The 22807-nt window shown below is 74.3% G+C and carries 21 protein-coding genes; 10 read left to right on the forward strand and 11 right to left on the reverse strand.

The annotated features are described in order from the left end of the window. Positions 1 to 44 precede the first annotated feature (44 nt). Together ACFVSN_RS20565 and ACFVSN_RS20570 are read left to right on the forward strand one after the other, a co-directional pair. Positions 45 to 452, forward strand: a complete 408-nt coding sequence (locus ACFVSN_RS20565; RefSeq protein ID WP_380443565.1) for a hypothetical protein — start codon at positions 45 to 47, stop codon at positions 450 to 452. A 241-nt stretch (positions 453 to 693) separates the two neighbouring features. Continuing rightward, positions 694 to 1617 (forward strand): lytic polysaccharide monooxygenase, encoded by a 924-nt coding sequence (locus tag ACFVSN_RS20570; protein WP_387956344.1) that lies wholly within the window; start codon positions 694 to 696, stop codon positions 1615 to 1617. Positions 1618 to 1748: 131 nt separating this feature from the next. On the opposite strand, the gene ACFVSN_RS20575 is transcribed toward ACFVSN_RS20570, so the two are convergent. From ACFVSN_RS20575 to ACFVSN_RS20585, 3 genes are all read right to left on the reverse strand, one after another. Beyond that, positions 1749 to 2972, reverse strand: coding sequence for a DUF2510 domain-containing protein (locus tag ACFVSN_RS20575; protein ID WP_387956345.1), 1224 nt, complete (start codon positions 2970 to 2972; stop codon positions 1749 to 1751). A gap of 149 nt (positions 2973 to 3121) precedes the next feature. Further along, positions 3122 to 3922: a 3-oxoacyl-ACP reductase gene (locus ACFVSN_RS20580; protein ID WP_387956346.1), complete on the reverse strand. Its 801-nt coding sequence runs from the start codon at positions 3920 to 3922 to the stop codon at positions 3122 to 3124. Positions 3923 to 3927: 5 nt separating this feature from the next. Continuing rightward, positions 3928 to 5313, reverse strand: a complete 1386-nt coding sequence (locus tag ACFVSN_RS20585; RefSeq protein WP_380444319.1) for a glutamine synthetase family protein — start codon at positions 5311 to 5313, stop codon at positions 3928 to 3930. A 158-nt stretch (positions 5314 to 5471) separates the two neighbouring features. Here ACFVSN_RS20585 and ACFVSN_RS20590 point away from each other — a divergent pair, with 158 nt between their 5' ends. After that, the gene (locus tag ACFVSN_RS20590) at positions 5472 to 6200 is read left to right on the forward strand and encodes a gamma-glutamyl-gamma-aminobutyrate hydrolase family protein (protein ID WP_387599886.1); all 729 of its coding nucleotides are present in this window, start codon (positions 5472 to 5474) and stop codon (positions 6198 to 6200) included. 74 nt (positions 6201 to 6274) lie between these two features. Here ACFVSN_RS20590 and ACFVSN_RS20595 read toward each other — a convergent pair whose 3' ends face one another. The 6 genes from ACFVSN_RS20595 to ACFVSN_RS20620 form a co-directional block, all read right to left on the reverse strand. Then, entirely contained in the window at positions 6275 to 7024 is a 750-nt protein-coding gene (locus tag ACFVSN_RS20595) for an SGNH/GDSL hydrolase family protein (RefSeq protein ID WP_380444323.1), read from the reverse strand. A gap of 13 nt (positions 7025 to 7037) precedes the next feature. Continuing rightward, on the reverse strand, positions 7038 to 8261 hold the full coding sequence (locus ACFVSN_RS20600; protein WP_380444325.1) for a beta-ketoacyl-[acyl-carrier-protein] synthase family protein: 1224 nt from the start codon (positions 8259 to 8261) through the stop codon (positions 7038 to 7040). Further along, complete coding sequence (locus ACFVSN_RS20605; RefSeq protein ID WP_380444327.1) at positions 8258 to 8500, reverse strand: acyl carrier protein; 243 nt, start codon at positions 8498 to 8500, stop codon at positions 8258 to 8260. Before ACFVSN_RS20605 ends, ACFVSN_RS20600 begins: the two co-directional genes overlap by 4 nt. A gap of 14 nt (positions 8501 to 8514) precedes the next feature. After that, on the reverse strand, positions 8515 to 9948 hold the full coding sequence (locus tag ACFVSN_RS20610) for an MFS transporter (RefSeq protein WP_387956347.1): 1434 nt from the start codon (positions 9946 to 9948) through the stop codon (positions 8515 to 8517). A gap of 7 nt (positions 9949 to 9955) precedes the next feature. Beyond that, complete coding sequence (locus ACFVSN_RS20615) at positions 9956 to 10867, reverse strand: class I SAM-dependent methyltransferase (RefSeq protein WP_380444331.1); 912 nt, start codon at positions 10865 to 10867, stop codon at positions 9956 to 9958. Between the two features lie 72 nt (positions 10868 to 10939). Beyond that, complete coding sequence (locus ACFVSN_RS20620; RefSeq protein ID WP_387956348.1) at positions 10940 to 11887, reverse strand: acyl-ACP desaturase; 948 nt, start codon at positions 11885 to 11887, stop codon at positions 10940 to 10942. A 248-nt stretch (positions 11888 to 12135) separates the two neighbouring features. Between ACFVSN_RS20620 and ACFVSN_RS20625 the strand changes: the two genes are divergently transcribed. Continuing rightward, on the forward strand, positions 12136 to 13200 hold the full coding sequence (locus ACFVSN_RS20625; RefSeq protein WP_387956349.1) for a cation diffusion facilitator family transporter: 1065 nt from the start codon (positions 12136 to 12138) through the stop codon (positions 13198 to 13200). A gap of 76 nt (positions 13201 to 13276) precedes the next feature. Beyond that, positions 13277 to 14182, forward strand: coding sequence for a 5'-3' exonuclease H3TH domain-containing protein (locus tag ACFVSN_RS20630; protein WP_380444398.1), 906 nt, complete (start codon positions 13277 to 13279; stop codon positions 14180 to 14182). A 77-nt stretch (positions 14183 to 14259) separates the two neighbouring features. On the opposite strand, the gene ACFVSN_RS20635 is transcribed toward ACFVSN_RS20630, so the two are convergent. Beyond that, on the reverse strand, positions 14260 to 17115 hold the full coding sequence (locus tag ACFVSN_RS20635) for a DEAD/DEAH box helicase (protein WP_387956370.1): 2856 nt from the start codon (positions 17113 to 17115) through the stop codon (positions 14260 to 14262). A 285-nt stretch (positions 17116 to 17400) separates the two neighbouring features. Here ACFVSN_RS20635 and ACFVSN_RS20640 point away from each other — a divergent pair, with 285 nt between their 5' ends. Both ACFVSN_RS20640 and ACFVSN_RS20645 read left to right on the forward strand, forming a co-directional pair. Further along, a complete protein-coding gene (locus ACFVSN_RS20640) occupies positions 17401 to 17775 on the forward strand; it encodes a hypothetical protein (RefSeq protein ID WP_380444337.1) in 375 nt (124 codons plus the stop codon). 30 nt (positions 17776 to 17805) lie between these two features. Beyond that, positions 17806 to 18138: an ArsR/SmtB family transcription factor gene (locus ACFVSN_RS20645; protein WP_380444338.1), complete on the forward strand. Its 333-nt coding sequence runs from the start codon at positions 17806 to 17808 to the stop codon at positions 18136 to 18138. 87 nt (positions 18139 to 18225) lie between these two features. Here ACFVSN_RS20645 and ACFVSN_RS20650 read toward each other — a convergent pair whose 3' ends face one another. Continuing rightward, positions 18226 to 19398 (reverse strand): aminotransferase class V-fold PLP-dependent enzyme, encoded by a 1173-nt coding sequence (locus tag ACFVSN_RS20650; RefSeq protein WP_387956350.1) that lies wholly within the window; start codon positions 19396 to 19398, stop codon positions 18226 to 18228. An 85-nt stretch (positions 19399 to 19483) separates the two neighbouring features. Here ACFVSN_RS20650 and ACFVSN_RS20655 point away from each other — a divergent pair, with 85 nt between their 5' ends. From ACFVSN_RS20655 to soxR, 3 genes are all read left to right on the forward strand, one after another. Beyond that, a complete protein-coding gene (locus ACFVSN_RS20655; protein WP_387956351.1) occupies positions 19484 to 21622 on the forward strand; it encodes a prolyl oligopeptidase family serine peptidase in 2139 nt (712 codons plus the stop codon). Between the two features lie 126 nt (positions 21623 to 21748). Continuing rightward, a complete protein-coding gene (locus ACFVSN_RS20660; protein ID WP_387956352.1) occupies positions 21749 to 22126 on the forward strand; it encodes a YrdB family protein in 378 nt (125 codons plus the stop codon). 185 nt (positions 22127 to 22311) lie between these two features. Beyond that, complete coding sequence (soxR, locus tag ACFVSN_RS20665) at positions 22312 to 22767, forward strand: redox-sensitive transcriptional activator SoxR (RefSeq protein WP_380444345.1); 456 nt, start codon at positions 22312 to 22314, stop codon at positions 22765 to 22767. Positions 22768 to 22807 lie beyond the last annotated feature (40 nt).

Consider the following 22807-nt stretch of genomic DNA (forward strand, 5'->3'; position numbering starts at 1 on the left):
TGCCCTACGGTGGTGCCGAGATTGGGCGACGACAAGGGAGCGGCATGGACGCCGAGATCACTGAGATTGCGACGAGGGGCGCGACCGTCCTGGCCGGCCTCATGGTCACCTCGGCCTGGGACCGGGTCAAGCCGCGCGTTGCCGCGATGTTCGGCCGCAAGGCGGAGTCGGTCGCCGAGGAGCTGGACGAGACCCAGGCCGAGCTGGTCTCGGCGCAGGAGGGCGACAGCGAGTCCGCCGCCCGGAGCGCGCAGGGCGAGTGGGAGCCGAAGCTGCGCCGACTGCTGGCGAACGACCCGGCCATGGTCACTCAACTCGTCGCAATCCTCGACGAGTTCGCTCCGAGGCAGGACGACCAGGCAGCCAACGTGACGATCATCAACAACACGATCAAGGATGGGAACCACCAGAACGTGATCCAGGCCGGCTTCTACAACGACCGGACCCGCTGACCTTTCCGCAGCCTTAAACAGGCCCGATGGAACGCCTAACCCCGGTGTCCCGTCGGGCCTTTGTGCTGCTCGGGGCCATACAGTCCGTCAATAACCGCATGACGCAGAGCTATTGCCATCTGGTCCAGACCAATCCTACGCTCTGCCCGGGGGTCCGCGATCCGGGCCGCGGCTCCCGAACGGGCAGGCGTGTCCGCTCCCCCACACCCGCCCGGAACGACGGTCGAGGAGTCCCCACCCCATGTCCATCAAGCGAAGTGCCCTGTCCGTCGGCGCCGTCGGCGCCGCGGTCCTCGCGATGGCGGCGGCCACCGCCGGCACCGCCAGTGCCCACGGCACGATGACCGGGCCCGTCAGCCGGGTCGCGGCCTGCTACGCCGAGGGTCCCGAGCACCCCGTCTCCCAGGTCTGCAAGGACCTCGTCGCGGCGAGCGGCACCCAGCCGCTCTACGACTGGAACGAGGTCAACATCGCCAACGCCAACGGCAACCACCAGGCGCTGATCCCGGACGGCAAGCTCTGCTCGGCCAACCGCGACAAGTACCAGGCCCTGGACTGGCCGCGCACCGACTGGCCGGCCACCGCCGTCGCCGCGGGCGCCTTCACCTTCCAGTTCCGCACCACCGCGCCGCACGTCGGCACCCAGACCGTCTACATCACCAAGGAGGGCTACGACCCCACGAAGCCCCTCAAGTGGTCCGACCTCGACCCGACGCCGGTGGCCCAGGTGCAGGTCGACCGCACCGCCACCAACGGGTACTACACCTACCCGGGCACGCTGCCGCAGCGCACCGGCCGCCAGCTGCTGTACATGATCTGGCAGCGCAGCGACAGCCCGGAGGCGTTCTACAGCTGCTCGGACGTCGACTTCGGCCGGCCCACCGCGGCCGGCGGCGCCCCGGTGTCCGCGCTCGCGGCGCAGGCCCCGGCCGCGCCGAGCGACGCGCAGATCGCCGCGGACGCCCCGAAGTCCACGGTCGCCCACCACGGTCACGGCGGCGACCCCAACTCCCCGGCCGGTCTCGTGGTGCCGACCGCCTCCGCGGCCGTCGGCACGTCGGCCACCGGTCCGCTGCTGCTCGCCGGCGCGGCGGCGATCAGCGTCGGCTGGGCCGGCATGGTGCTCCGGCGCCGTCGTGTCGAGGCTGTTCGACGCGACTCCTGAGGGCCGGATGCGGGGCCGGACCGGCCCACCCCCGTCCGGTCCGGCTCCCCGCGTGCGAAGTGAGCGAACGACGGCGGCCCACCCGGAGGTTCCGGGTGGGCCGCCGCTGGTGCGTGAGGAGTCGCCGCCGCTCAGGTGGCGGTGGTGGTGGTGCCGCCCGTGCCCGGGTCGCCGGAGCCACCGGTGCTGCCCGAGCCGCCTGCGCCGCCCGCCCCACCGGTGCCGCCGCCGGGCAGCGGGATCGAGGGCAGCTTGCCCTTGTAGTCGCCGATGCCCTTGACGATGGTGTCCATCACCGCGGGGTCCGGCGCCTTGTCCGCGATGTCGAAGCCGAAGTGCACCGAGACCAGGCCGGTGCCGTCGGCGGACGGGAAGACCACGGTCTGCACGTAGCCGTTGTTGCCGGTCGGCGCGTCGACCTTCCAGCGGACGAGGTAGCCGCTCTTGCCGTTCACGGTGACGGCCTCGGACTTGAGCTCCTGGTGGCCGGTGATGTCGCCGTAGGCGTCCTTGGCGGCCTGGGTGATGTCGCTCTTCGCCGCTGCCTGGACGTCCGTGGCGCCGTCGATGTGGCCGGTGTTCACGCCGCCGAGGGTGCAGGTGCCGGTGCCGCCGCCCGCGCAGGTGTAGGTGCCGACGCTCATCGACGCGAAGCCGTCGCGGGTGCTGCCCGCGTCCCAGCCGGACGGGACGGGCAGGGTGATCCGGTTGACCAGGTCGATCGCGCCGCCGGAGCCGGGGCGGGTCTTGCCGTTGCCGCCGGAACCACCGGAACCGTTGCCGCCGCTGCCGCCCTTGCCGTTGCCGCCACCGTTGCCGCCACCGTTGCCGCCGGAGCCGCCGCCCCCGGGACCGCCGCTGCCGCCGCCCAGGCCGGGGAAGTCGTTCCACGGGCCGTTCTCCCAGGGCGCGGCCTGCGGCTTCGCCACGCGCTGCGTGCGGTCGCCGTGGCCGTCCATCGCGAGGTACGTCACCCCCGAGCCGACGCCCAGGCCGACCAGCGCCGCCACGACGGTCGCCACGACCAGCTTGGAGGGCTTGCGCCGGGCCTTGGCCGGCGGCGGCACCTCGGCACCGTACGCGGTGCCGAAGGGCGGCGGCTCCGGGTAGCGGACCGTCCCGCTCTCCAGCACCTCGCCCTCCAGGACCGTCGGCCCGCCGGCCGCCGCCGCGGGCTCCTCGGCCGTCCCCGGCCCCGGAGCGTCGGCGGCCGGGGGCTCCGGCGTCGGCGCGTCCGAGGGTGCGGGCCGGGTGCTGGCCGTCCAGCCCTTGCCGTCCCACCAGCGCTGCGGTCTCGGGTCGCTGCTGGTGTCCTTGGGGTCCGGGTACCACCCGGCGGGAATCTGCTCACTCACACCAAAGAATGTAAAGGCAGGCGGATAAGCGCGAAATCAGCACAAGCGTGAATTCCCGTGCTTCCGGATGAGATTACGGTGAGAAGCACCCTGGACGGCCCCCGGGCCGCTCCCGACGGGGCGGCGGGGCGGCGGCCCGGCGGGGCGGTCTACAGCGGCGTGACGTACGCCCCGGCGATGCCGCCGTCGACCAGGAACTCGCTCGCGGTGATGAACGACGAGTCGTCACTGGCGAGGAACGCCACCGCCGCCGCGATCTCCTCCGGGCGGGCGAACCGGCCCAGCGGGATGTGCACCAGGCGGCGCGCGGCCCGCTCCGGGTCCTTCGCGAACAGCTCCCGCAGCAGCGGGGTGTCCACCGGCCCCGGCGACAGCGCGTTCACCCGGATCCCTTCCCGCGCGAACTGCACGCCCAGCTCGCGGGACATCGCGAGCACCCCGCCCTTCGAGGCGGTGTAGGAGATCTGCGAGGTCGCCGCGCCCATCCGGGCCACGAAGCTCGCCGTGTTGATGATCGAGCCCCGCCCGTGCCGGCGCATGTACGGCAGCGCCGCCTTGCAGCACAGGTAGACGGAGGTCAGGTTGACCTCCTGGACCCGCCGCCACGCCTCCAGGCCGGTGGTCAGGATCGAGTCGTCCTCCGGGGGCGAGATGCCGGCGTTGTTGAAGGCCACGTCGACACTGCCGCACGTCTCGTAGGCCTCGTCGAACAGCGCCTCGACCATGTACGGGTCGGTGACGTCGGTGTGCACGAACAGGCCGCCGACCTCCTTCGCCGCCGCCCTGCCGCTCGCCTCGTCGAGGTCCGCGCACACCACCTTCGCGCCCTCGGCGGCCAGTCGGCGCGCCGCGGCCAGGCCGATGCCACTGCCCGCGCCGGTGATCACGGCGGTGCGGCCGACCAGGCGTCGGCAGACCCCGTCCTCGTGCGCGGAACCCTTCCCGGTCATCGGCCTCACATCCGTTCGAAGGAGCGGTAGCGCTCCCAGTCGGTCACGGCGCCGTCGTACGCGGACTGCTCGACCCGGGCCATGTTCAGGTAGTGCTCCACCACGTCGTCGCCGAAGGCCGTCCGGGCGAGCTCGCTGCCGGCCCACAGGTCGGCGGCCTCGCGCAGCGAGCCCGGCACCCGGGCGTACTCCTCGACGGCGTACGCGTTACCCAGGCACGGCGCGGGCAGATCCAGCTTCTGCTGGACGCCGTGCAGGCCGGCCGCGATCATCCCGGCCACCGCGAGGTACGGGTTGACGTCCCCGCCGGGCACCCGGTTCTCCATCCGCAGGCCGGGGCCGTGACCGACCACCCGGTAGGCGCAGGTGCGGTTGTCCCGGCCCCAGGCCACCGCCGTCGGCGCGAACGAGCCGGGGCGGTACCGCTTGTACGAGTTGATGTTCGGCGCGTACAGCAGGCCGAACTCGCGCAGCGCGACGAGCTGTCCGGCCAGGAAGTGCCGCATCGTGTCGGTCATCCGGCCGTCCCGGTCCGCGAACGCGGGCGCGCCGACGGCGTCCCGCAGCGACAGGTGGATGTGGCAGCTGTTGCCCTCGCGCTCGTCGTACTTGGCCATGAAGGTGAGCGCGCAGCCCAGCTGGGCGGCGATCTCCTTCGCGCCGGTCTTGTAGACGCTGTGCTGGTCGCACGTGGTGAGGGCGTCGGCGTAGCGGAAGGCGATCTCGTGCTGGCCGAGGTTGCACTCGCCCTTCGCCGACTCGACGGTCAGGCCCGCGCCCGCCATCTCGTTGCGGATGCGCGACAGCAGCGGCTCGACCCGGGCGGTGCCGAGCATCGAGTAGTCGACGTTGTACAGGTTCGCCGGGGTCAGGCCGCGGTAACCGCCCAGCCAGGCCTGCTCGTAGGTGTCCCGGAAGACCAGGAACTCCAGTTCCGTGCCGATGTCGGCGGCCAGCCCGTGCTCGGCCAGGCGCGCGATCTGGCGGCGCAGCAGCTGGCGCGGCGCCGCGTCCACCGGGTGGCCGCCGTGCCGGGCCAGGTCGGCGGTGACCTGGGCGGTGCCGGGCTGCCACGGGGTCAGGCGCAGCGTGGCGAGGTCGGGGCGCATCGCGAAGTCGCCGTAGCCGGTGGCCCAGGAGGAGAAGGCGTAGCCGTCGACGGTGTTGAGGTCGACGTCGACGGCCAGCAGGTAGTCGCAGGCCTCGGCGCCGTTCTCGACGACCTCGTCGAGGAAGAACCGGGCGGCGAACCGCTTGCCCTGCAGACGGCCCTGCATGTCGGTGAAGGCGAGGGCGACGGTGTGCACCTCGCCGGCGTCCACCAGGGTGCGCAGTTCGTCCAGCGTGAGCGGGGCCCGCGGCGGCCCGCCTGCGGCGGCGTTCTCGGACATGGCGACGGAACCCTTCTCCTCGATCACTCTTCGAGATCAGGCGGTCACAGCGAACCGTACGGCCTGCGGCTCGCGGGGCGGAAGAGGGCGGGCGGGTGTGGCGCGCCGGGATGCGTGGTTGACGTGGGAAGGGACGTGACGGGTGCAGAATGCGCGCCATGGATCGCAGGCCTTTCATCGGCGTCAGCACCTACGTGGTGGACGCGAGTTGGAGCGACTGGCGGGGCCGCCGGGTGGCACTCGTGCCCGAGCGGTACACCGCCTACGTCCAGGACTCCGGCGGCATCGCCGTCCTCCTCCCGCCGGACGCCCCGGAACGCGCGCCCGACGTCCTCGCGCGGCTCGACGCCCTCGTCATCGCCGGCGGGCCGGACCTCGATCCGGCGTACTACGGCGCGGCGGCCCACCCGCGCACCGAGGTCGACTCGCCGGAACGGGACGTGTGGGAGGTCGCGCTGCTGCGCGGCGCGCTCGCGGCGGGCATGCCGCTGCTGGGGATCTGCCGGGGGATGCAGGTGCTCAACGTCGTGTGCGGGGGGACGCTCGTCCAGCACCTGCCGGACGTCGTCGACGTGGACGTGCACAACGGCTCGCCGGGCAGGTACGGGACGCACCCGGTGCGGCCGGTGCCCGGGACGCTGCTGGGCGGGCTGCTGCCGGAGAGCGAACTGGAGGTGCCGACCTTCCACCACCAGGCGGTGGACCGGGTCGGGGCCGGCCTAAGGGTCTCGGCGCACGCGCCGGACGGCACGGTGGAGGCGGTGGAGGGGCCGGGGTTCACGCTGGGCGTGCAGTGGCACCCGGAGCAGGGGGACGACCTTCGGGTGATGCGGGCGCTCGTGCGGGCGGCGACGGCGGCGCAGTTGGACGCCGTCGTGCTGGCGTAGCGGCAACTCGCCTGCTGCGCCAGCACTTTGTCGCCCTCCCCGCGCCCCGGACGCGAGACGCGGGGACCCGTCGGTCAGCCGGCCGCGGGGACGGGGAGCCGGATCTGCGCCGCCGCCTCCAGGAGGGTGGGGAGCATCCGGGTGGCGTGGGCGGCGTAGCCCGCCGGGGACGGGTGGACGCCGTCGGGGCTCAGGAGGGTGTCGGCCCGGTCCCGGAACTCGGGGCCCGACGTGGGGGCCAGGTGGGCGCCGGTGCGGACGGCGGTGCGGGTGTGACGGCGGGCGAGGCGGCCGGAGCGGACGTGGCCGATCCAACGGGCCGGGCGGCGGAAGCCCGGAGCGTAACCGGGGTCGGGGCACGGCACGACGACCAGTTCCCAGCCGGCCTCCCGCAGCGCCTGCGCCAGGTGGGCGAAGCGGCGGGCGGCCCGGCCGAGCGGCGCGGGCAGCAGGACGTCGTTCCCGCCGACGATCAGCACCGCGATCCCCGGCCGCAGCCGCGCCGCCCGCAGCACCTGCCGGCCGACGGCGGCCGTGGTGGCGCCGGCCCGGGCGTGGACGCGCAGGAGGACCGGGCGGCCGGTGCCCTCGGCGAGGCCTTGGGCGAGCCGGGCGCCGAGGGTCTGCCCCGGACGCCGGGCGCCGACGCTCTGGGCGAGCGAGTCGCCGAGCACGAGCAGCGTCAGCGGCCGGTCGTCGCCGGGGGCGGCGGGTTCGGTGGACCCGGTGGGCTCGTACCGCCCGTCCGGCGCGGGGACCGACCAGTCGGCGGGCGGGCGGCGGAACACCAGGCGGGCGTAGAGCCGGGCGAGGGGGAGGAACATCGGGGCTCCGGGTTCAGGCGGCGGTGAGCACGACGGCGGCGTTCTGGCCGCCGAAGCCGCTGGAGACGGACAGGGCGGTGGGGACGGCCAGCGGGCGCGGCGCCTTGGTGACGACGTCGAGGTCGACGGCGTCGTCGAGCCGGTCGAGGTTGGCGGTGGGCGGGACGAGCCGGTGCTGGAGCGACAGGACGGCGACCGCCGCCTCGATCGCCCCGGCCGCGCCCATCGTGTGGCCGATGACGCTCTTGTTGGCGGTCACCGGCGGCGGCCGGTGGAACACCTGCCGCAGCGCGGCCGCCTCGGCCGGGTCGTTGAGCGGGGTACCGGTGCCGTGCGCGTTGACGTGCCCGATCTCGTACGGCGCCAGCCCGGCGTCGGCGAGGGCGGCCCGCACGGCGCGGGCGAGGCCGTCGCCGCCGGGGTGCGGGGCCGTGAAGTGGTGGGCGTCGCTGGAGGCGCCGTGCCCGGCGAGGAGGGCGCGCGGGCGCACCCCGCGGGCCCGGGCGTGGCCGAGGCGTTCGAGGACGAGGACGCCCGCGCCCTCGGCGAGCACGAAGCCGTCCCGGTCGGCGTCGAACGGGCGGGAGGCGCCGGCCGGGTCGTGGCGGCGGCGCGACAGCGCGCCGAGCCGGTCGAAGGCGGCGGCCGTCATCGCGGTGCGGGCGCTGTCGGTGCCGCCGGCGAGGACGAGGTCGCAGGTGCCGGAGCGGATGAGGTCGCAGGCGAGCGCGAGCGCGGTGGTGCCCGAGGCGCACGCGGTGCTGGTGACCAGGCTCGGGCCGAGCACGCCGAGGTCGAGGGCGACCTCCCCGGCGGCCATGTTGGGGATGCTGCGCGGCAGCATCAGCGGCGAGATCCGGTCGGCGCGGCCCTCGGCGAGGCGGGCGTACTCGACGGCGTACGTGTGCGAGCTGTTCGCGCTGACGCCGAGGACGGCGCCCACCCGCGTGCCGTCCCACTCCGCCGGGTCGAGCCCGGCGTCGGCCACCGCCTGCCGGGCGGCGACCACGGCCATCTGGCAGAAGCGGTCGAGCCGCCGGGCGAGCCGGCCGCCCAGCAGGGCCGGCGGGTCGAAGCCGTCCAGTCGGCAGGAGAAGTCGACGGCGAGGCCCGCGAGTTCGGGATCCGGCCGGGCGGTAGGACCGGCGTCCAGGAAGCGCTCCCAGACCGCCGCCGCGCCGCTGCCGGCCGGGGTGACCAGCCCGAGCCCGGTGACGGCCACCGCACGGGTGCTCAACTGACGCCCTCCGCGGCGAGGGTGGCGTCCGCGTGGGCGGCGAGCTCGCCGAGGGTGCGGTCGGGGGTGATGTCGGCGACGGTGACGCCGATCCGCTCCTCGACGAGCAGCGAGAGCTCGACCAGGGCGAGGCTGTCGAGGTCGAGCGAGGCCAGGGTGGCGTCGGGGGTGACGCGGGCGGGCACGACGTCGAACTCGTCGACGAGGCAGGAGCGGAGGGTCTCGTAGGTCGAGGACATGGGTGGACTTCCCTTCAGGACATGGTTGTCGAAGAATCGAGGTCGCGGACGGCGGGCCGGTCGAGCCCCGGCAGGCGGCGCCAGGCGAGGACGGCGGCGAGCAGGGCGACGGCACCGCCGACCACGGCCGCGGCGCCGAGGCCGTCGGTGAACGCCAGGGCGAAGGCGGCCGGATCCGCCGGGCGGGCCCGTTCGAGCGCGGTGGCCAGGACGGAGCCCAGCACGGCCACCCCGAGGGTCGAACCGACCTGCCGGGTGGCGTCGTTGAGGGCCGAGCCGACCCCGGCCGCGCCCTCCGGGACGGCGCTCATCACCAGCTCGGTCGCGACCGGCGCGAGCAGCCCTGCGCCGACGCCGGCGAGGCCCTCGAACAGCAGCACCGGGGCGTCCCCGGAGCCGACGGTCAGCCCGCCCAGCTGGACGAACCCGGCCGCGATCAGCGCCAGGCCGCCGGCGCACGGCACCCGGGCACCCGACCGCCGTGCCAGCACGGGCCCGAGGAGCGCACCGGTGGCGAGTCCGAGGGAGAGCGGGACCATCCGCACCCCGGCCTGCCACGCGGACAGACCGCGGACCTGCTGGAGGTGGAGCGTCAGCAGGAACATCGCGCCGAACATGGCGAAGGACATCAGCGCGAGCGACAGCGTGGCCGGCCAGACCGGCCCGCCGCGCAGCAGCCGGACCGGCACCATCGCTTCGGCGCACCGGAGTTGGCGCCGGACGAAGGCGGCGATCAGCAGCACCGCGACGGCGAACGCCGTCAGCACCCCGGCGCTGGTCCAGCCCCGGCCCGGGGCCTCGATCACGCCCCACACCAGCGCGAGCAGCCCGGCGCAGGACAGCAGCGCGCCGGGCCGGTCGAGCGGCCGCGCCTCGGGTGCGCGGGACTCGGGCAGGACGGCGAGCGCCGTCGCGCCGATCACGGCGATCACCGGGACGTTCAGCCAGAAGGCCGCCTGCCAGCCGTACCGCTGGACCAGCAGACCGCCCGCGACCGGGCCGAACACCGCGCCGACCCCGGCCACCGCCGCCCAGATGCCGATCGCCCGCCGCCGGGCGGCCGGTTCGGGCAGGACGTGCACGACGGTGGAGAGGGTGGCGGGCATGAACAGCGCCGCACCGAGCCCCATCCCGCACCGGGCGGCGACGAGTTGGGCCGCACCGTGACCGGTGGCGCCGGCCACCGAGGCCAGCCCGCAGAGCGCGAGCCCGGCGAGGAAGGCCCGCCGCCTGCCGTACCGGTCGCCGAGCGCCCCGGCGGCCAGGACGCAGCCGCCGAGCGCGAGCGCGTAGCCGTCGACGATCCACTGCGTCTCGGCGAGCGTCGGGCCGAGGTCGGCGCGCAGGCCGGGGATGGCGACGTTGAGCACGGTGAAGTCGAGGCCGAGCAGGAACAGCGCGGCGCAGACCACCGCGACCGCCGCCCAGGCCCTCCGTCCGGAAGCCACCCCGGCCTCAGACCGGGAGCCGCAGCGGCTCGTCACGCCGCCGGAGGCCGATCCGGTAGAGCGTGGCGGCGCCGCGCAGGAACGTCACTTCGCTGCCGCGCAGATAGCGCCGGTAGCGGCGGTACCCGTCCGCCCCGACCAGCCGCTCGGCCGCCTCGCGCGCCTTCAGCAGCCGGGCCGACCAGGCGGCCAGCGTGCGCGCGTAGTCCTCGGCGGAGGCGGCGAGGACCACGACCGAGAAGTACGGGTCGCAGGCGGCGGCGATCTCGCTCAGCCGGGGCAGCGTGCAGTTCGGGAAGATGTCGCTGCCGACGAACTCGCCCAGCGGTCCGGTGCCGTCCGCCACGCCGTCGTAGCCGATCGACTGCAGCGACATCCGGCCGCCGGGGCGCAGCCAGCGGTGGCCGGACTCGAAGTAGCGGGCGTACACGCCGAGCCGCTCGGCGCGCGTCATGCCGGCGGTGGCGAAGTGCTCGAAGGCGCCCATCGAGACGATCGCGTCGTACGGGCGCTCCGGTGCGTGGTCCTCCCAGCTCTCCAGCCGGGCTTCGACGCCGGGCAGGGCACGGGCGGCGAGGAACGCGTGCTGGGCCGGCGAGATGGTGAGGCCGACGGCCTCGCCGACCCGGTCGCCGCGGCTCGCGTGCGCCAGCATCGCGCCCCAGCCGCAGCCGACGTCGAGGATCCGCAGGCCGTCACCCGGCCCGGCGCCGACCAGGTCGAGGTGGTGGTCGAGCTTGGCCCGCTGGGCGCGGGGCAGCGCGGTGGCGTCGGGCTCGTCGCGCGGGATGCCGTCCCACTTGGCGGCGGTGTAGGCGAGGGTCTCGTCGAGCCAGAGGGCGTAGAAGTCGTTGCCGAGGTCGTAGTGGAAGGCGATGTCCTCGGCGCTGGTGCCTGCGGTCGTGATGGCGGTGGTCATGCGGGTCCTGTCTGGTCGGCCGGGCTGGGCGGTCGGGCTCGTGGAGCGGTGGGGCTCGTGGAGCGGTGGGGTTCAGGCGCCCTCGGCCCGGCGGGCGCGGACGGCCAGGGCCTGGGCGCGGCGCTCGACGAAGCGGGCGGCCCGGGCGTCGAGGCCTTCGAGGTGCTCGGCGATGCGCTCGCGGGCCTGCTCGCCGGCGGGGCCGAGCCCGCCCCGGTCGAGGACCTTGAGCGCGCGCAGCAGCGGGACGAGGACCTCGTCGTGGTGCACCCGCGGGTCGTACACGCCGGCGACGGCGATCTCGGCGGCCATCCGGCCGAAGCCCGGCATGCCCTGGCCGGGCATCGCGAAGCCGCGGATCGTCTCGTCGAGCGTGACGAGCACCCGGTCGGCGTCGAGTTCGGCGGCGGCGCGCAGGAGCTCGCGGTAGAAGACCATGTGCAGGTTCTCGTCCTGGGCGATGCGGGCGAGCAGCCGGTCGCACACCGGGTCGCCGCTGAGCCGGCCGGTGTTGCGGTGGCTCACCCGGGTGGCGAGCTCCTGGACGGCGGCGTACGCGATCAGGCCGAGCGCGCCCTCGGGCTCCGGGAGGGTGCCGGTGCGCAGGTGCGCCATCCGGGCGCGCTCCAGGGCGACCGGGTCGACGGCGCGGGTGGCGTGCAGGTAGGCGCGGAGGGCGGCGGCGTGGCGGTCCTCCTCGGCCGTCCACTGGTGCAGCCACGCGCCCCAGGCGCCGTCCCTGGTGGTCCGGTCGCCGATGATCCAGTGGTAGCCGGGCAGGTTGTCCTCGGTGAGGAGGTTGACGACGAGGGCCGAGCGCACGGCGGGGCCGATCGCGGACTGCTCGGGGCGCCAGGGCTCCCCGCCGAGCGGGCCGTCGAAGTCCCGGCCGAGGCTCCACGGGACGTACTGGTGCGGGAACCACTCGCGCGCCGAGGAGAGATGGCGATTCATCAATTCCTCTGCGGTTGCTTCGAGTTCGACGAGCCAGCGGACGGGCCCCGCGGTAGCGATCTTCACGGGGCATGATCGTCGCGGACCCGCGCGGCGGGGTGCAAGCCGCGTTCACTCGGCCGAGTGACATGCCCACTCGGATTGACCAAGGCCTATGCCACGGGCAATGCGAAGGCCGTTCGGGGGAGGGTCCAACGGGAACGACAACGGTCACCAGTACAGCCTTTGGATCTTTGTCGATTCTGCGGTTCACTTCCGGTGCGGGGCGATCGCGCCGCGCCCCCTTCCCACCCGTGCGTCCAGAGAGGACTTCGATGGCCGGGCACGAGCACCCCCACGATGATCATGCGCATGACCACGACCACGGCGGCCACGGCCACGGCGGGCACGCGCACGGCCACGGGCACGGTGGCCATTCGCACGGCGTCTCCGCCGACGCCGACCGCCGCTGGCTGGTCAGCGCCCTCGCCCTGATCGTCGTCTTCATGGCCGGCGAGGTCGTGGTCGGCTTCGCCGCGCAGTCGCTGGCCCTGATCTCCGACGCCGCGCACATGCTCACCGACGCCGCCTCGATCGTCCTCGCGCTGATCGCGATGCGGCTCGCCGCCCGCCCGGCCCGCGGCGGCTACACCTACGGGCTCAAGCGCGCCGAGATCCTCTCCGCGCAGGCCAACGGCGTCACCCTGCTGGTCCTGTCCGCGTGGCTGGGCTACGAGGCGGTCACCCGGCTGATCGAACCCCCGGCCGTCACCGGCTCACTGGTGCTGGTCACCGCGCTGATCGGCATCGTCGTCAACCTCGCGGCCGCCTGGTGCATGTCGAAGGCCAACCGCAGCTCGCTCAACGTCGAGGGCGCCTTCCAGCACGTCCTCACCGACCTGTACGCGTTCATCGCCACCGCCGTCGCCGGCCTCGTCGTCCTGACCACCGGCTTCGCCCGGGCCGACGCGATCGCCTCGCTGATCGTCGTCGTCCTGATGCTCAAGGCGGGCATCGGCCTGGTCCGGGACTCCGGACGGATCTTCCTGGAGGCCGCCCCGGCCGGCATCGACCCGGACGCCGTCGCCGACCGGCTGGTCACCGAGCCGCTGGTCGAGGAGATCCACGACCTGCACATCTGGGAGATCACCTCCGGCCAGCCCGCCCTGTCCGCGCACATCCTGGTCACCCCCGGCGGGGACTGCCACGCCGTGCGGCGCGAGCTCCAGCGCCGGCTCGCCGGCGAGTACGGGATCACCCACAGCACGCTCCAGGTCGACCACGTCGGCGAGGACGAGGCGGGCGCGCTGCTGCAGATCGCCACCCCGGGCGACCGGTCCGCCGAGCACTGCGCCGACGCGCACGGCCCGGTGCACCGCGCCGGACCGCACGAGCACTGACGACCGGCGGCCCGCCGGAACCGGCGGTCCGTCGGCCCCGTACGGCATGATCTGAGGCGTGACCGCACCGCGACTGATGCTGCTCGACTCCGCCAGCCTGTACTTCCGGGCCTACTTCGGCGTACCGGACACCCTGCGCTCGCCGCAGGGTGAGCCGGTCAACGCCGTCCGCGGCCTGCTGGACTTCATCGCCCGGCTGGTCCACGACCACCGCCCCGACCAGCTGGTCGCCTGCATGGACGCCGACTGGCGCCCGCAGTGGCGGGTGGACCTCGTGCCCTCGTACAAGACCCACCGCGTCGCCGAGGCCGCCGAGGACGGCGAGGAGGAGGTGCCCGACACCCTCGCCCCGCAGGTCCCGGTGATCGAGCAGGTGCTGGACGCGCTCGGCATCGCCCGCGTCGGCTCCCCCGGCTACGAGGCGGACGACGTCATCGGCACCCTCACCGCCCGGGCCACCGGCCCGGTGCAGATCGTCACCGGCGACCGCGACCTGTTCCAACTCGTCGACGACGCCCGCGAGATCACCGTCCTCTACCCCGTCAAGGGCATGGGCAACCTGCAGGTGACGAACGACGCCCTGCTCCTGGAGAAGTACGGCGTGCGCGGCGCCCAGTACGCCGACATGGCCGCCCTGCGCGGCGACCCGTCCGACGGCCTGCCGGGCGTCAAGGGCATCGGCGAGAAGACCGCCGCCCAGCTCATCAACGAGTACGGCGACCTCCCCGCCATCCGCGCCGCCGCCCTCGACGTCGCCTCCAGGCTCACCCCCGCCCGCCGCCGCAACATCGTCGAGGGCGCCGCCTACCTCGACGTCGCCCCGAAGGTCGTCCGCGTGGCCGACGACGCCCCCCTCCCCCTCTTCGACCCGGTCCGCCCCCACGAGCCCCTCGACCCCATGACCCTCGAAGAACTCTCCACCCGCTGGGGCCTCGGCACCTCCCTGGACCGCCTCCTGGAAGCCCTCGCCACCACCCGCTGAACCGCCGGGTCCCGGACATGGAAGAGCCGCACGGGCCGGAGCCCGTGCGGCTTTCCTGTTCGGCGCCTTGCGGGACCTCAGCCCACCGAGGAGTAGGCGATGATGCCGCGGCGGAGGCCGTCGACGGCCTTGCGGGCGGTCTTGCGCAGGTCGGCGTCCTCGCCGGCGGCGTCCTGGATCTGGCCGAGGACGTCGATCAGCTGCTTGGTCCAGCGGACGAAGTCGCCGGCCGGCATGTCGGCGTCGCGCAGCACCTGGTCGAGGTTGTGGCCGAGCGCCCAGCGGTAGGCGACCCAGGCGAAGCCCAGGTCGGGTTCGCGCTGGCCGACGCCCTCGGCGGTGTTGATCCGGTGCTGCTCCTCCAGGGCGTCGAGGTGGCCCCAGATGCGGACCATCTTGCCGAGCGCCTCCTTGGCCGCGCCCTCCGGCACCCGGGGGGCGCCGGCGTCGTCGGCCTGGCGCGACTCGTACACCAGCGCCGAGGCGCAGGCGGCGAGTTCGGCGGCGGCCAGGCCGCTCCAGACGCCCTCGCGGATGCACTCGGAGGCGAGCAGGTCGAGCTCGCCGTAGAGCCGGCCGAGCCGCTTGCCGTCGTCGGTGACGGTGTCGCCGCTCAGGTACCCGAGGTCGGTGAGCAGCGCGCAGACGCGGTCGAAGGTGCGGGCGATGGTGTGCGTGCGGGAGCGCATCTTGCGCTCCAGCAGCTCGGTGTCGCGGTGCAGCCGGTGGTAGCGCTCGGCCCAGCGGGCGTGGTCCTCGCGCTCGTCGCAGCCGTGGCAGGGGTGCTGGCGCAGGACGGTGCGCAGCCGGGTGATCTCGGGGTCGTCCGCGGCGGCGGCGCGCCCGCGCCGGAAGCGCTCGGGCTCCAGGTGGCCGGCCTTGGTGCGCAGCGCGGAGGCGAGGTCGCGGCGGGACTGCGGGCTGCGCGGGTTGAAGGACTTGGGGATGCGCACCCGCTCGATCGCGACGACCGGGTGCGGGAAGTCGATCATGGCGAGCCGCTTGACCTGCCGCTCGGCGGTGAGCACGACCGGGCGCGGCCCGTCCTGGAAGTCCGGGTGGCGCGACCCGCCGCGGCCGGAGCGGTCGACCGGCGGCAGGCCCGGGTCGAGGACCAGGGCGAGGCCGGCGAACTTGCCGGTGGGCACGTGGATGACGTCGCCCGGCTTGAGCTGCTCGATGGACTCGGCGGCGGCGGCGCGGCGCTGGCTGCTGCCCTCGCGGGCGAGCTCGTTCTCGCGGTCCTTGAGGCTGCGACGCAGCTCCATGTACTCGTCGAAGTCGCCGAGGTGGCAGGTCATCGACGCGCGGTAGCCGTCCAGCCCCTCCTCGTTGCGCTGCACCTGGCGGGCGATGCCGACGACCGAGCGGTCCGCCTGGAACTGCGCGAAGGACGTCTCCAGCAGCTCGCGCGAGCGGTGCCGGCCGAACTGGGAGACCAGGTTGACGGCCATGTTGTAGGACGGCCGGAACGAGGACTTGAGCGGGTAGGTGCGGGTGCCGGCCAGGCCGGCGAGCGCCTCCGGGTCGAGGCCGCGCTGCCAGAGCACGACGGCGTGGCCCTCGACGTCGATGCCGCGGCGCCCGGCGCGGCCGGTGAGCTGGGTGTACTCGCCGGGGGTGATGTCGGCGTGGGTCTCGCCGTTCCACTTGACGAGCTTCTCCATGACCACCGAGCGGGCGGGCATGTTGATGCCGAGCGCGAGGGTCTCGGTCGCGAAGACGGCCTTGACCAGGCCCTTCACGAACAGCTCCTCGACGACCTCCTTGAACCGGGGCAGCATCCCGGCGTGGTGGGCGGCGATGCCGCGCTCCAGCCCGTCCAGCCACTCGAAGTAGCCGAGGACGTGCAGGTCCTCGTCGGGGATGTCGGCGCAGCGCTCCTCGACGATGGATCGCACCAGGGCTCTGTCGGAGTCCTTGTTGAGCCGCAGCCCGGAGCTGAGGCACTGCTGGACGGCGGCCTCGCAGCCGGCCCGGCTGAAGATGAAGGTGATCGCGGGCAGCAGGCCCTCGGCGTCGAGCCGGTCGATGACGTCGACGCGGCCCGGCGTCCAGACCCGGCCGGGGCGGCCGTTGGGCATGGAGCGGCCCCGGCCGCGGCCGAAGCGGTCGCGCGGGTTGCGGTCGAGCTCCGAGCGGGCGAGCCGGACGAGCTCGGGGTTGACCGCCTTGCCGGGGTTCTTGAGGCTGTGCTTGGGGCGCCCGTCGCGGTCGGGGCTGGCGAACAGGTCGTACATCCGGTTGCCGGCCATCACGTGCTGCCACAGCGGGACCGGCCGGTGCTCGGAGACGATCACCCGGGTGCCGCCGCGGACGGTGTCCAGCCAGTCGCCGAACTCCTCGGCGTTGGAGACGGTCGCGGAGAGCGAGACGAGGGTGACCGACTCGGGGAGGTGGATGATGACCTCCTCCCAGACGGCGCCGCGGAAGCGGTCGGCGAGGTAGTGGACCTCGTCCATGACGACGTAGCCGAGGCCGTCGAGGGTGCTGGAGCCCGCGTAGAGCATGTTGCGCAGCACCTCGGTGGTCATGACCACCACGGGGGCGTCGCCGTTGACGCTGTTGTCGCCGGTGAGCAGGCCGACCTTGGCAGCGCCGTAGCGCTTGACCAGGTCGCCGTACTTCTGGTTGGAGAGCGCCTTGATCGGCGTCGTGTAGAAGCACTTGCGGCCGCCGGCCAGGGCCAGGTGCACGGCGAACTCGCCGACGATCGTCTTCCCGGAGCCCGTGGGGGCGGCGACGAGGACGCCCTCGCCCGCCTCCAGGGCCCGGCAGGCCTCGACCTGGAAGTCGTCCAGCGGGAAGTCGTACAGCTGCTGGAAGCCGTGGAGGGCCGTCGCCTGCTCCACGGCCCGGCGACGGCTGGCCGCGTACGCCTCGGCGGGGCTGAGCTCCCGGTCGTCGTGGGGCTCGGGCTCAGGGGTGTTCATCGCCGTCCGGGTGGGGTTGGTGTGATCTCGCATCTCAGCGAGAGGTTACCCGGGTGGACTGACATCGATAGCACCGTTTTTTCCGGGACCGGATCAGTTCTCCCTCAGATCCATAGTTGCAAATGTCTTCAAGTGATCTGATCCGGGCCAGCTTCGAACGACTCCGGTCAATCCCGGTGGAGAGCGGCCCGTCCTCCCTACCTTCGACCGCACCGAACACACGCACCGGACGCACGGCCGGATCCGCGGCCGGGGAGACGGCCGGACACACGGGAGGACACCGAGATGGCGAACCTGGAGACGTCCCTCAAGGACGCGATGTCGATCGACGGGGCGATCGGCGTGGCCCTCGTCGACTACGGCAGCGGCATGGCGCTCGGCAGCCTCGGCGACGGCGGCGAGCTGGACCTCAACGTCGCCGCCGCCGGGAACACCGACGTCGTCCGCGCCAAGATGCGGGCGATGGAGATGCTCAACCTGCACGACAACGAGATCGAGGACATCCTGATCAGCCTCACGAACCAGTACCACATGGTCCGGCCGATCACGACGCCCACCGGCCGCGGGCTGTTCCTCTTCCTCGCGCTCAACCGCAACCGCTCCAACCTCGCGATGGCCCGCCACCAGCTCAAGCGGATCGAACTCGCCCTGGAGATCTGAGCGCACCGACACCAGGGAAGGGGGGATCTCGTGCCGGTAGCCCTCTACCAGGCCAAGGCCGAGTTCTTCCGGATGCTCGGCCACCCCGTGCGGATCCGGGTCCTCGAACTCCTCCAGGCCGGACCGACGCCCGTGCGCGACCTGCTCGCGGCGCTGGAGGTCGAACCCTCCAGCCTGTCGCAGCAGCTCGCCGTGCTGCGCCGGTCCGGCATCGTCACCGCGACCCGGGAGGGCAGCACGGTGGTGTACGCGCTCGCCGGGGGCGACGTCGCCGACCTGCTCCGCTCGGCCCGGCGGATCCTCACCGGGCTGCTCGCCGACCAGAACCTGCTCCTCGCCGAGCTGCGCGCGAGCGCCGAATGACCGCTCCGGGCGTCGTGAGGCGGCTCTTGAGCAGCGTCAGCCCTTGAGCAGCGTCAGCCCTTGAGCAGCGTCAGCCCTTGAGCAGCGTCAGCCCTTGAGCAGCTCGGCCAGCCCGTCCGCCAGCCGCTCGTACTCGTGCGGCCGGTTGTACACCTGCGCGCTCACCCGCAGCACGCCGCCGCCGGCCCACGGGCGGACGGCGACCCGGGTCGCGAGGCGCTCCCGCACCGCCGCCATCACCGCCCGCGCGTCGGGTTCGGTCTCGGCCCACCCGGCGGGCAGCCGGACGGTGCGCATCCACGCCCAGGGCGGCGCGGGCAGCGGCGTCAGCCCGGCCCGCTCGGCGAGCACCCGCCGGCCGTACGCGGCGAGCCCGGCGTTGTGCGCGGCGACGCGCCCGGTGCCGAGTTCCCGCAGCACGTCGAACCCGGCCGGGGCGGCCAGCCAGGGCGTGTAGTCGCAGGTGCCGCGCCACTCGACGTTGGCCGGGAAGCCCCGGTCGTGCTCCCAGGAGAGGGCGAGCGGGCGCACCCGGTCCGTCCACTCCGGGCGGACGGACAGGACGGCGGTGGCGCGCGGGGCGAAGGCCCACTTGTGCAGGTTGCCGCACCAGAAGTCGGCGGCTCCGTCGACCGGCGCGGGCAGCATGCCGGGCGCGTGGGCGCCGTCCACGACGGTGGTCACGCCGCGCCGGCGCAGCTCGGCGAGCAGCTCGGGGCCGGCGACGACGCGGGCGGTGGGCGAGGTGACCAGGTCGAGGACGGCGAGGCGGGTGCGCCCGTCGACGGCCGCCAGCACCGCCTCCCGGACGGCGTGCTCGTCCGGGGCGTCGAGGGGCAGCTCGGCGGTGACGAGCTCGGCGCCGGCCTCGGCGGCCCGCCGGGCGGCCGCCCTGGTGACGGCGCCGTAGCCGTGGTCGGTGACGAGGACGCGGTCGCCGGGCGCGAGCGGGACGGTGTCCAGCGCGATCGCGACCGCCTCGGTGACGTTGGTGACCAGCGCGAGGCGGTCGGGGTCGGTGCCCAGCTCGGCGGCGATCCGGCGGCGGGCGGCGCCGATCCGGGCGGGCAGGTCGGCGAAGAAGTCGTCCGGGTCGAGCTCGTGCTCGGCGCGCAGCCGGTCCTGCACGCGCTGGACGGGCAGGGGCACCGCACCGTACGAGCCGTGGTTCAGGTGCGCGGCGTCGGTCGAGAGGCCGAACAGCCCGTCGGTCCCGTTCAGGGGCTCGGGGGGTTCGACGGTCGGCAGGTCCTCGGTCACGGCACTCTCCTCCTGCTGGTGTTGTGTGACATTTCACATGACGTACCCCTGGTCCGGCAAGGCGCCGTCCGGCCACCATCGGGCGATGACCATCACGGACCCCTTCCTCACCCTCAGCGCCCGAACCGGCCGGTTCACCTTCGGTGCCCCGCGTGCGACCACGCTCAGCGAGGACGGCACCCGGCTGCTGCTGCTCCGCTCGACCGGTCCGGACGACCCGGTCGAGCGCCTCCACCTGCTCGACACCGCACTCGACACCGGGTCCGGCACCGCGACCGGCGCCGCGACCGGCACCGCGACCGACACCCCGCTCGGCACCGAGCGCCTCGTCGCCGATCCCGCCGCCCTCGCCCCCGGCCGCACCGGCCACCGCGACGACCTGCCCGCCGTCGAGCGCCGGCTGCGCGAACGGACCAGGCTGGCCGCCCCCGGCATCGGCACGTACGCGGCCACCGCCGACCTCGCCGTCGCCGTGTTCACCCTCGACGGCCGGCTCTTCCGTGTCGACACCGCCACCGGCGTGGGCACCGAACTCCCCACCGCAGGGCCCGCGTTCGACCCCCGCCCGGACGCCACCGGCGAACGCGTCGCGTACGTCGCCGACGACGCCCTGTACGTCCACCCGGACCTCACTCCCCTCTCCCCCGCCGACGGCGCCCGCTGGGGCGTCGCCGAGTTCGCCGCCGCCGAGGAGCTCGGCCGCCACCGCGGCCACTGGTGGCGCCCGGACGGCGGCGCCCTGCTCGCCGCCCGGGTGGACGAATCCGCCCTGCCCCGGCGGTACTTCGCCGACCCCGCCCAACCGGGCCTGCCCGCCGAGGACTTCGCCTACCCACAGGCAGGCGGCCCGAACGCCGACGTCCAGCTGTGGGTCCTCGGCACCCGGGAGGCCGACCGCAGCCGCGTCCGGCTCCGCTGGGACGCCGCCGCGTTCCCGTACGTCTGCGACGCCTCCTGGGCCTCGGACGACGAGCTCCTGCTGACCGTCGCCGACCGGCTCCAGCAGAACGTCCTGCTGCTCACCGCCGACCCGGCCACCGGCGAGACCCGCGAACTCTCGCGCACCACCGACGAGTTCTGGGTCGACGACCTGCCCGGCACCCCGGCCCGGCTCCCCGGCGGCCGTCTCCTCACCGCCCACGACACCCCGGACGCCCGCGGCCTCGCCCTCGACGGCAAGCCGCTCGACACCACCGGCCTCCAGGTCCGCCGGGTGACCGGCACGCTGCACGGCCGGCTGCTCTGCGAGACCACCGACGGCGACCCGGCCGACCAGCACGTCCACCTCGTCGACCCCGACGGCGGCCCGCCCGAGCGGCTCAGCGACGGCCCCGGCGTCCACTCCGCCCTCGCCGCCGCCGGCACCCTGCTGCTCACCTCCGCCACCCCCGACGGCGTCCGCCGCACCCTGCGCCGGCCCGACGGCCGCGAGCTCCTGCTCGCCGACCTGAGCGCGGCCCTCCCGTTCCGCGTCCGCCCGCACTTCGCGCGCGTCACCGAACTCGCCCTGCCCACCGCCGTCGTGTACCCGCGCGACCACGTCCCCGGCCGCCGGCTGCCCGTCCTCCTCGACGTCTACGGCGGCCCCGGCTTCCAGGCCGTCGCGAGCGAGCCGCGCCGCTGGCAGCTCCGCCAGTGGTGGGCCGACCAGGGCTTCGCCGTCGTCACCACCGACAACCGGGGCACCCCGTTCGTCTCCCCCGCCTTCACCCGGGCGATCTTCCGCCGCTTCTCCCAGGTGGCGCTCGACGACCAGGTGGCCGCGCTGCACGCCCTCGCCGAGCGCCACCCCGACCTCGACCTCGGCCGGGTCGGCGTGCGCGGCTGGTCGTACGGCGGGTACTTCGCCGCACTCGCCGTCCTGCGCCGCCCCGACGTCTTCCACGCCGCCGCCGCGGGCGCCCCGCCCACCGACTTCCGGGAGTACGACACCGCGTACACCGAGCGCTACCTCGGCCTGCCGCAGGACAACCCGGAGGGCTACGCCGACGACTGCCTGATCGGCGACGCCCCCGCGCTGACCCGCCCGCTGCTGCTGGTCCACGGGCTGGCCGACGACAACGTCCACCCCTCGCACACCCTGCGGCTCTCCCGCGCGCTGACCAGGGCCGGCCGCGCGCACCGCGTCCTGCCGCTGCCGGGCGTCACGCACATGACGCCGGGCGGCGTGGGCGAGCAGGTCACCCAGGCCGAACTCGTCTTCCTCCGCGAGACCTTGGGGTGATCCGCGGCGTGATCCATTGAGCGTGATCCATTGAGTTGGCCCGGCCGTGCTGCCACACTCCGGCATGACCGGCACCCGGTTTGGGCGCCGGTCGTGCCGGACGGCGAAACGGGGAGAGTGGACGAGATGAAGATCCGGAGACCGGGCCCGGTCAACCAGCGCCAGTGGACGCCGCTGACCGCGGTCAACGGCGGAGTCGCCTTCGGGCTGGAGCTCGCGCTGCTCGCGGCGCTCTGCTACTGGGGCTTCAAGACCGGCGCCGCCCTGGGCACCAGGCTGCTCCTCGGGATCGGCGCGCCCGCCCTGGCGGCGACCTTCTGGGGCCTGTTCCTGGCCGCGGGCGGTCCGAAGTACCGGCTGCCGCTCGCCGCCGAGATCGTCCTCAAGCTGGTGGTCCTCGGCACCGGCGCGCTGGCCCTGTACGCCACCGGCCGGACCACGCTCGCGACGGTGTACGGCGTGCTCGCGGTGGTCACCACGGCCGTGGAGTACACCACCGGCTGACGGCTCGGGAAAGCCCGGGAAGCAGTTCACGCCGGCCCGCCGGGGGCCCGGACGGCAACCGTTCCGATGCGCAACCTCCCTGATCGGCAGGGGCCGCGGCACGCTGCCCCGCGACCGGTTCGATCACGTCCGGTACGCTGGATCTTCAAGAGGACTTGAAGTCAACGAGCACCCGGAGGGCCGCCGTGGACACCGGACCGGTCGATCTGCTGAGCGTCGGGGAGGTGGCCCGGCGGGCCGGGATCGCCACCTCGGCGGTGCGCTTCTACGAGGAGCAGGGCCTGATCTCCTCCGAACGCACCACCGGCAACCAGCGCCGCTACCGCCGGCACGTGCTGCGCCGGCTCTCCCTCGTCCTGGTCGCCAAGCGGCTGGGCATCCCGCTGGCCGAGGTGGCCGAGGTCTTCGCCGCGCTGCCCGAGGACCGGATGCCCGGCAAGCGCGACTGGGAACGCATCTCGGCCAGGTGGGCCGAGCACCTGCGCGCCCGGCGCGCCGAGCTGGAACGGCTGGAGTCGGAGCTGACCGGCTGCATCGGCTGCGGCTGCGTGTCGCTGCGCCGCTGCCGGGTGCTCAACCCCGGCGACGAACTGGCCGCCGAGGGGCCGGGCCCGCGCCGGCTGCCACCCCTGACCGAATGACCGGGTGAACGAACGGCTGGAACCCGGTCGGGCGCGGTCC

Origin of the sequence: Kitasatospora sp. NPDC057904 (assembly GCF_042887925.1) — a bacterium.
Taxonomy (GTDB): domain Bacteria; phylum Actinomycetota; class Actinomycetes; order Streptomycetales; family Streptomycetaceae; genus Kitasatospora.

What these genes read in the sequence shown, in the direction of transcription:
- ACFVSN_RS20565 (WP_380443565.1), top strand. Translation starts at nt 45, where the DNA reads ATGGACGCCGAGATCACTGAGATTGCGACGAGGGGCGCGACCGTCCTG.
- ACFVSN_RS20570 (WP_387956344.1), top strand. Translation starts at nt 694, where the DNA reads ATGTCCATCAAGCGAAGTGCCCTGTCCGTCGGCGCCGTCGGCGCCGCG.
- ACFVSN_RS20580 (WP_387956346.1), bottom strand. Translation starts at nt 3,922, where the DNA reads ATGACCGGGAAGGGTTCCGCGCACGAGGACGGGGTCTGCCGACGCCTG.
- ACFVSN_RS20585 (WP_380444319.1), bottom strand. Translation starts at nt 5,313, where the DNA reads ATGTCCGAGAACGCCGCCGCAGGCGGGCCGCCGCGGGCCCCGCTCACG.
- ACFVSN_RS20590 (WP_387599886.1), top strand. Translation starts at nt 5,472, where the DNA reads ATGGATCGCAGGCCTTTCATCGGCGTCAGCACCTACGTGGTGGACGCG.
- ACFVSN_RS20595 (WP_380444323.1), bottom strand. Translation starts at nt 7,024, where the DNA reads ATGTTCCTCCCCCTCGCCCGGCTCTACGCCCGCCTGGTGTTCCGCCGC.
- ACFVSN_RS20605 (WP_380444327.1), bottom strand. Translation starts at nt 8,500, where the DNA reads ATGTCCTCGACCTACGAGACCCTCCGCTCCTGCCTCGTCGACGAGTTC.
- ACFVSN_RS20615 (WP_380444331.1), bottom strand. Translation starts at nt 10,867, where the DNA reads ATGACCACCGCCATCACGACCGCAGGCACCAGCGCCGAGGACATCGCC.
- ACFVSN_RS20625 (WP_387956349.1), top strand. Translation starts at nt 12,136, where the DNA reads ATGGCCGGGCACGAGCACCCCCACGATGATCATGCGCATGACCACGAC.
- ACFVSN_RS20630 (WP_380444398.1), top strand. Translation starts at nt 13,277, where the DNA reads ATGCTGCTCGACTCCGCCAGCCTGTACTTCCGGGCCTACTTCGGCGTA.
- ACFVSN_RS20635 (WP_387956370.1), bottom strand. Translation starts at nt 17,115, where the DNA reads ATGAACACCCCTGAGCCCGAGCCCCACGACGACCGGGAGCTCAGCCCC.
- ACFVSN_RS20640 (WP_380444337.1), top strand. Translation starts at nt 17,401, where the DNA reads ATGGCGAACCTGGAGACGTCCCTCAAGGACGCGATGTCGATCGACGGG.
- ACFVSN_RS20655 (WP_387956351.1), top strand. Translation starts at nt 19,484, where the DNA reads ATGACCATCACGGACCCCTTCCTCACCCTCAGCGCCCGAACCGGCCGG.
- ACFVSN_RS20660 (WP_387956352.1), top strand. Translation starts at nt 21,749, where the DNA reads ATGAAGATCCGGAGACCGGGCCCGGTCAACCAGCGCCAGTGGACGCCG.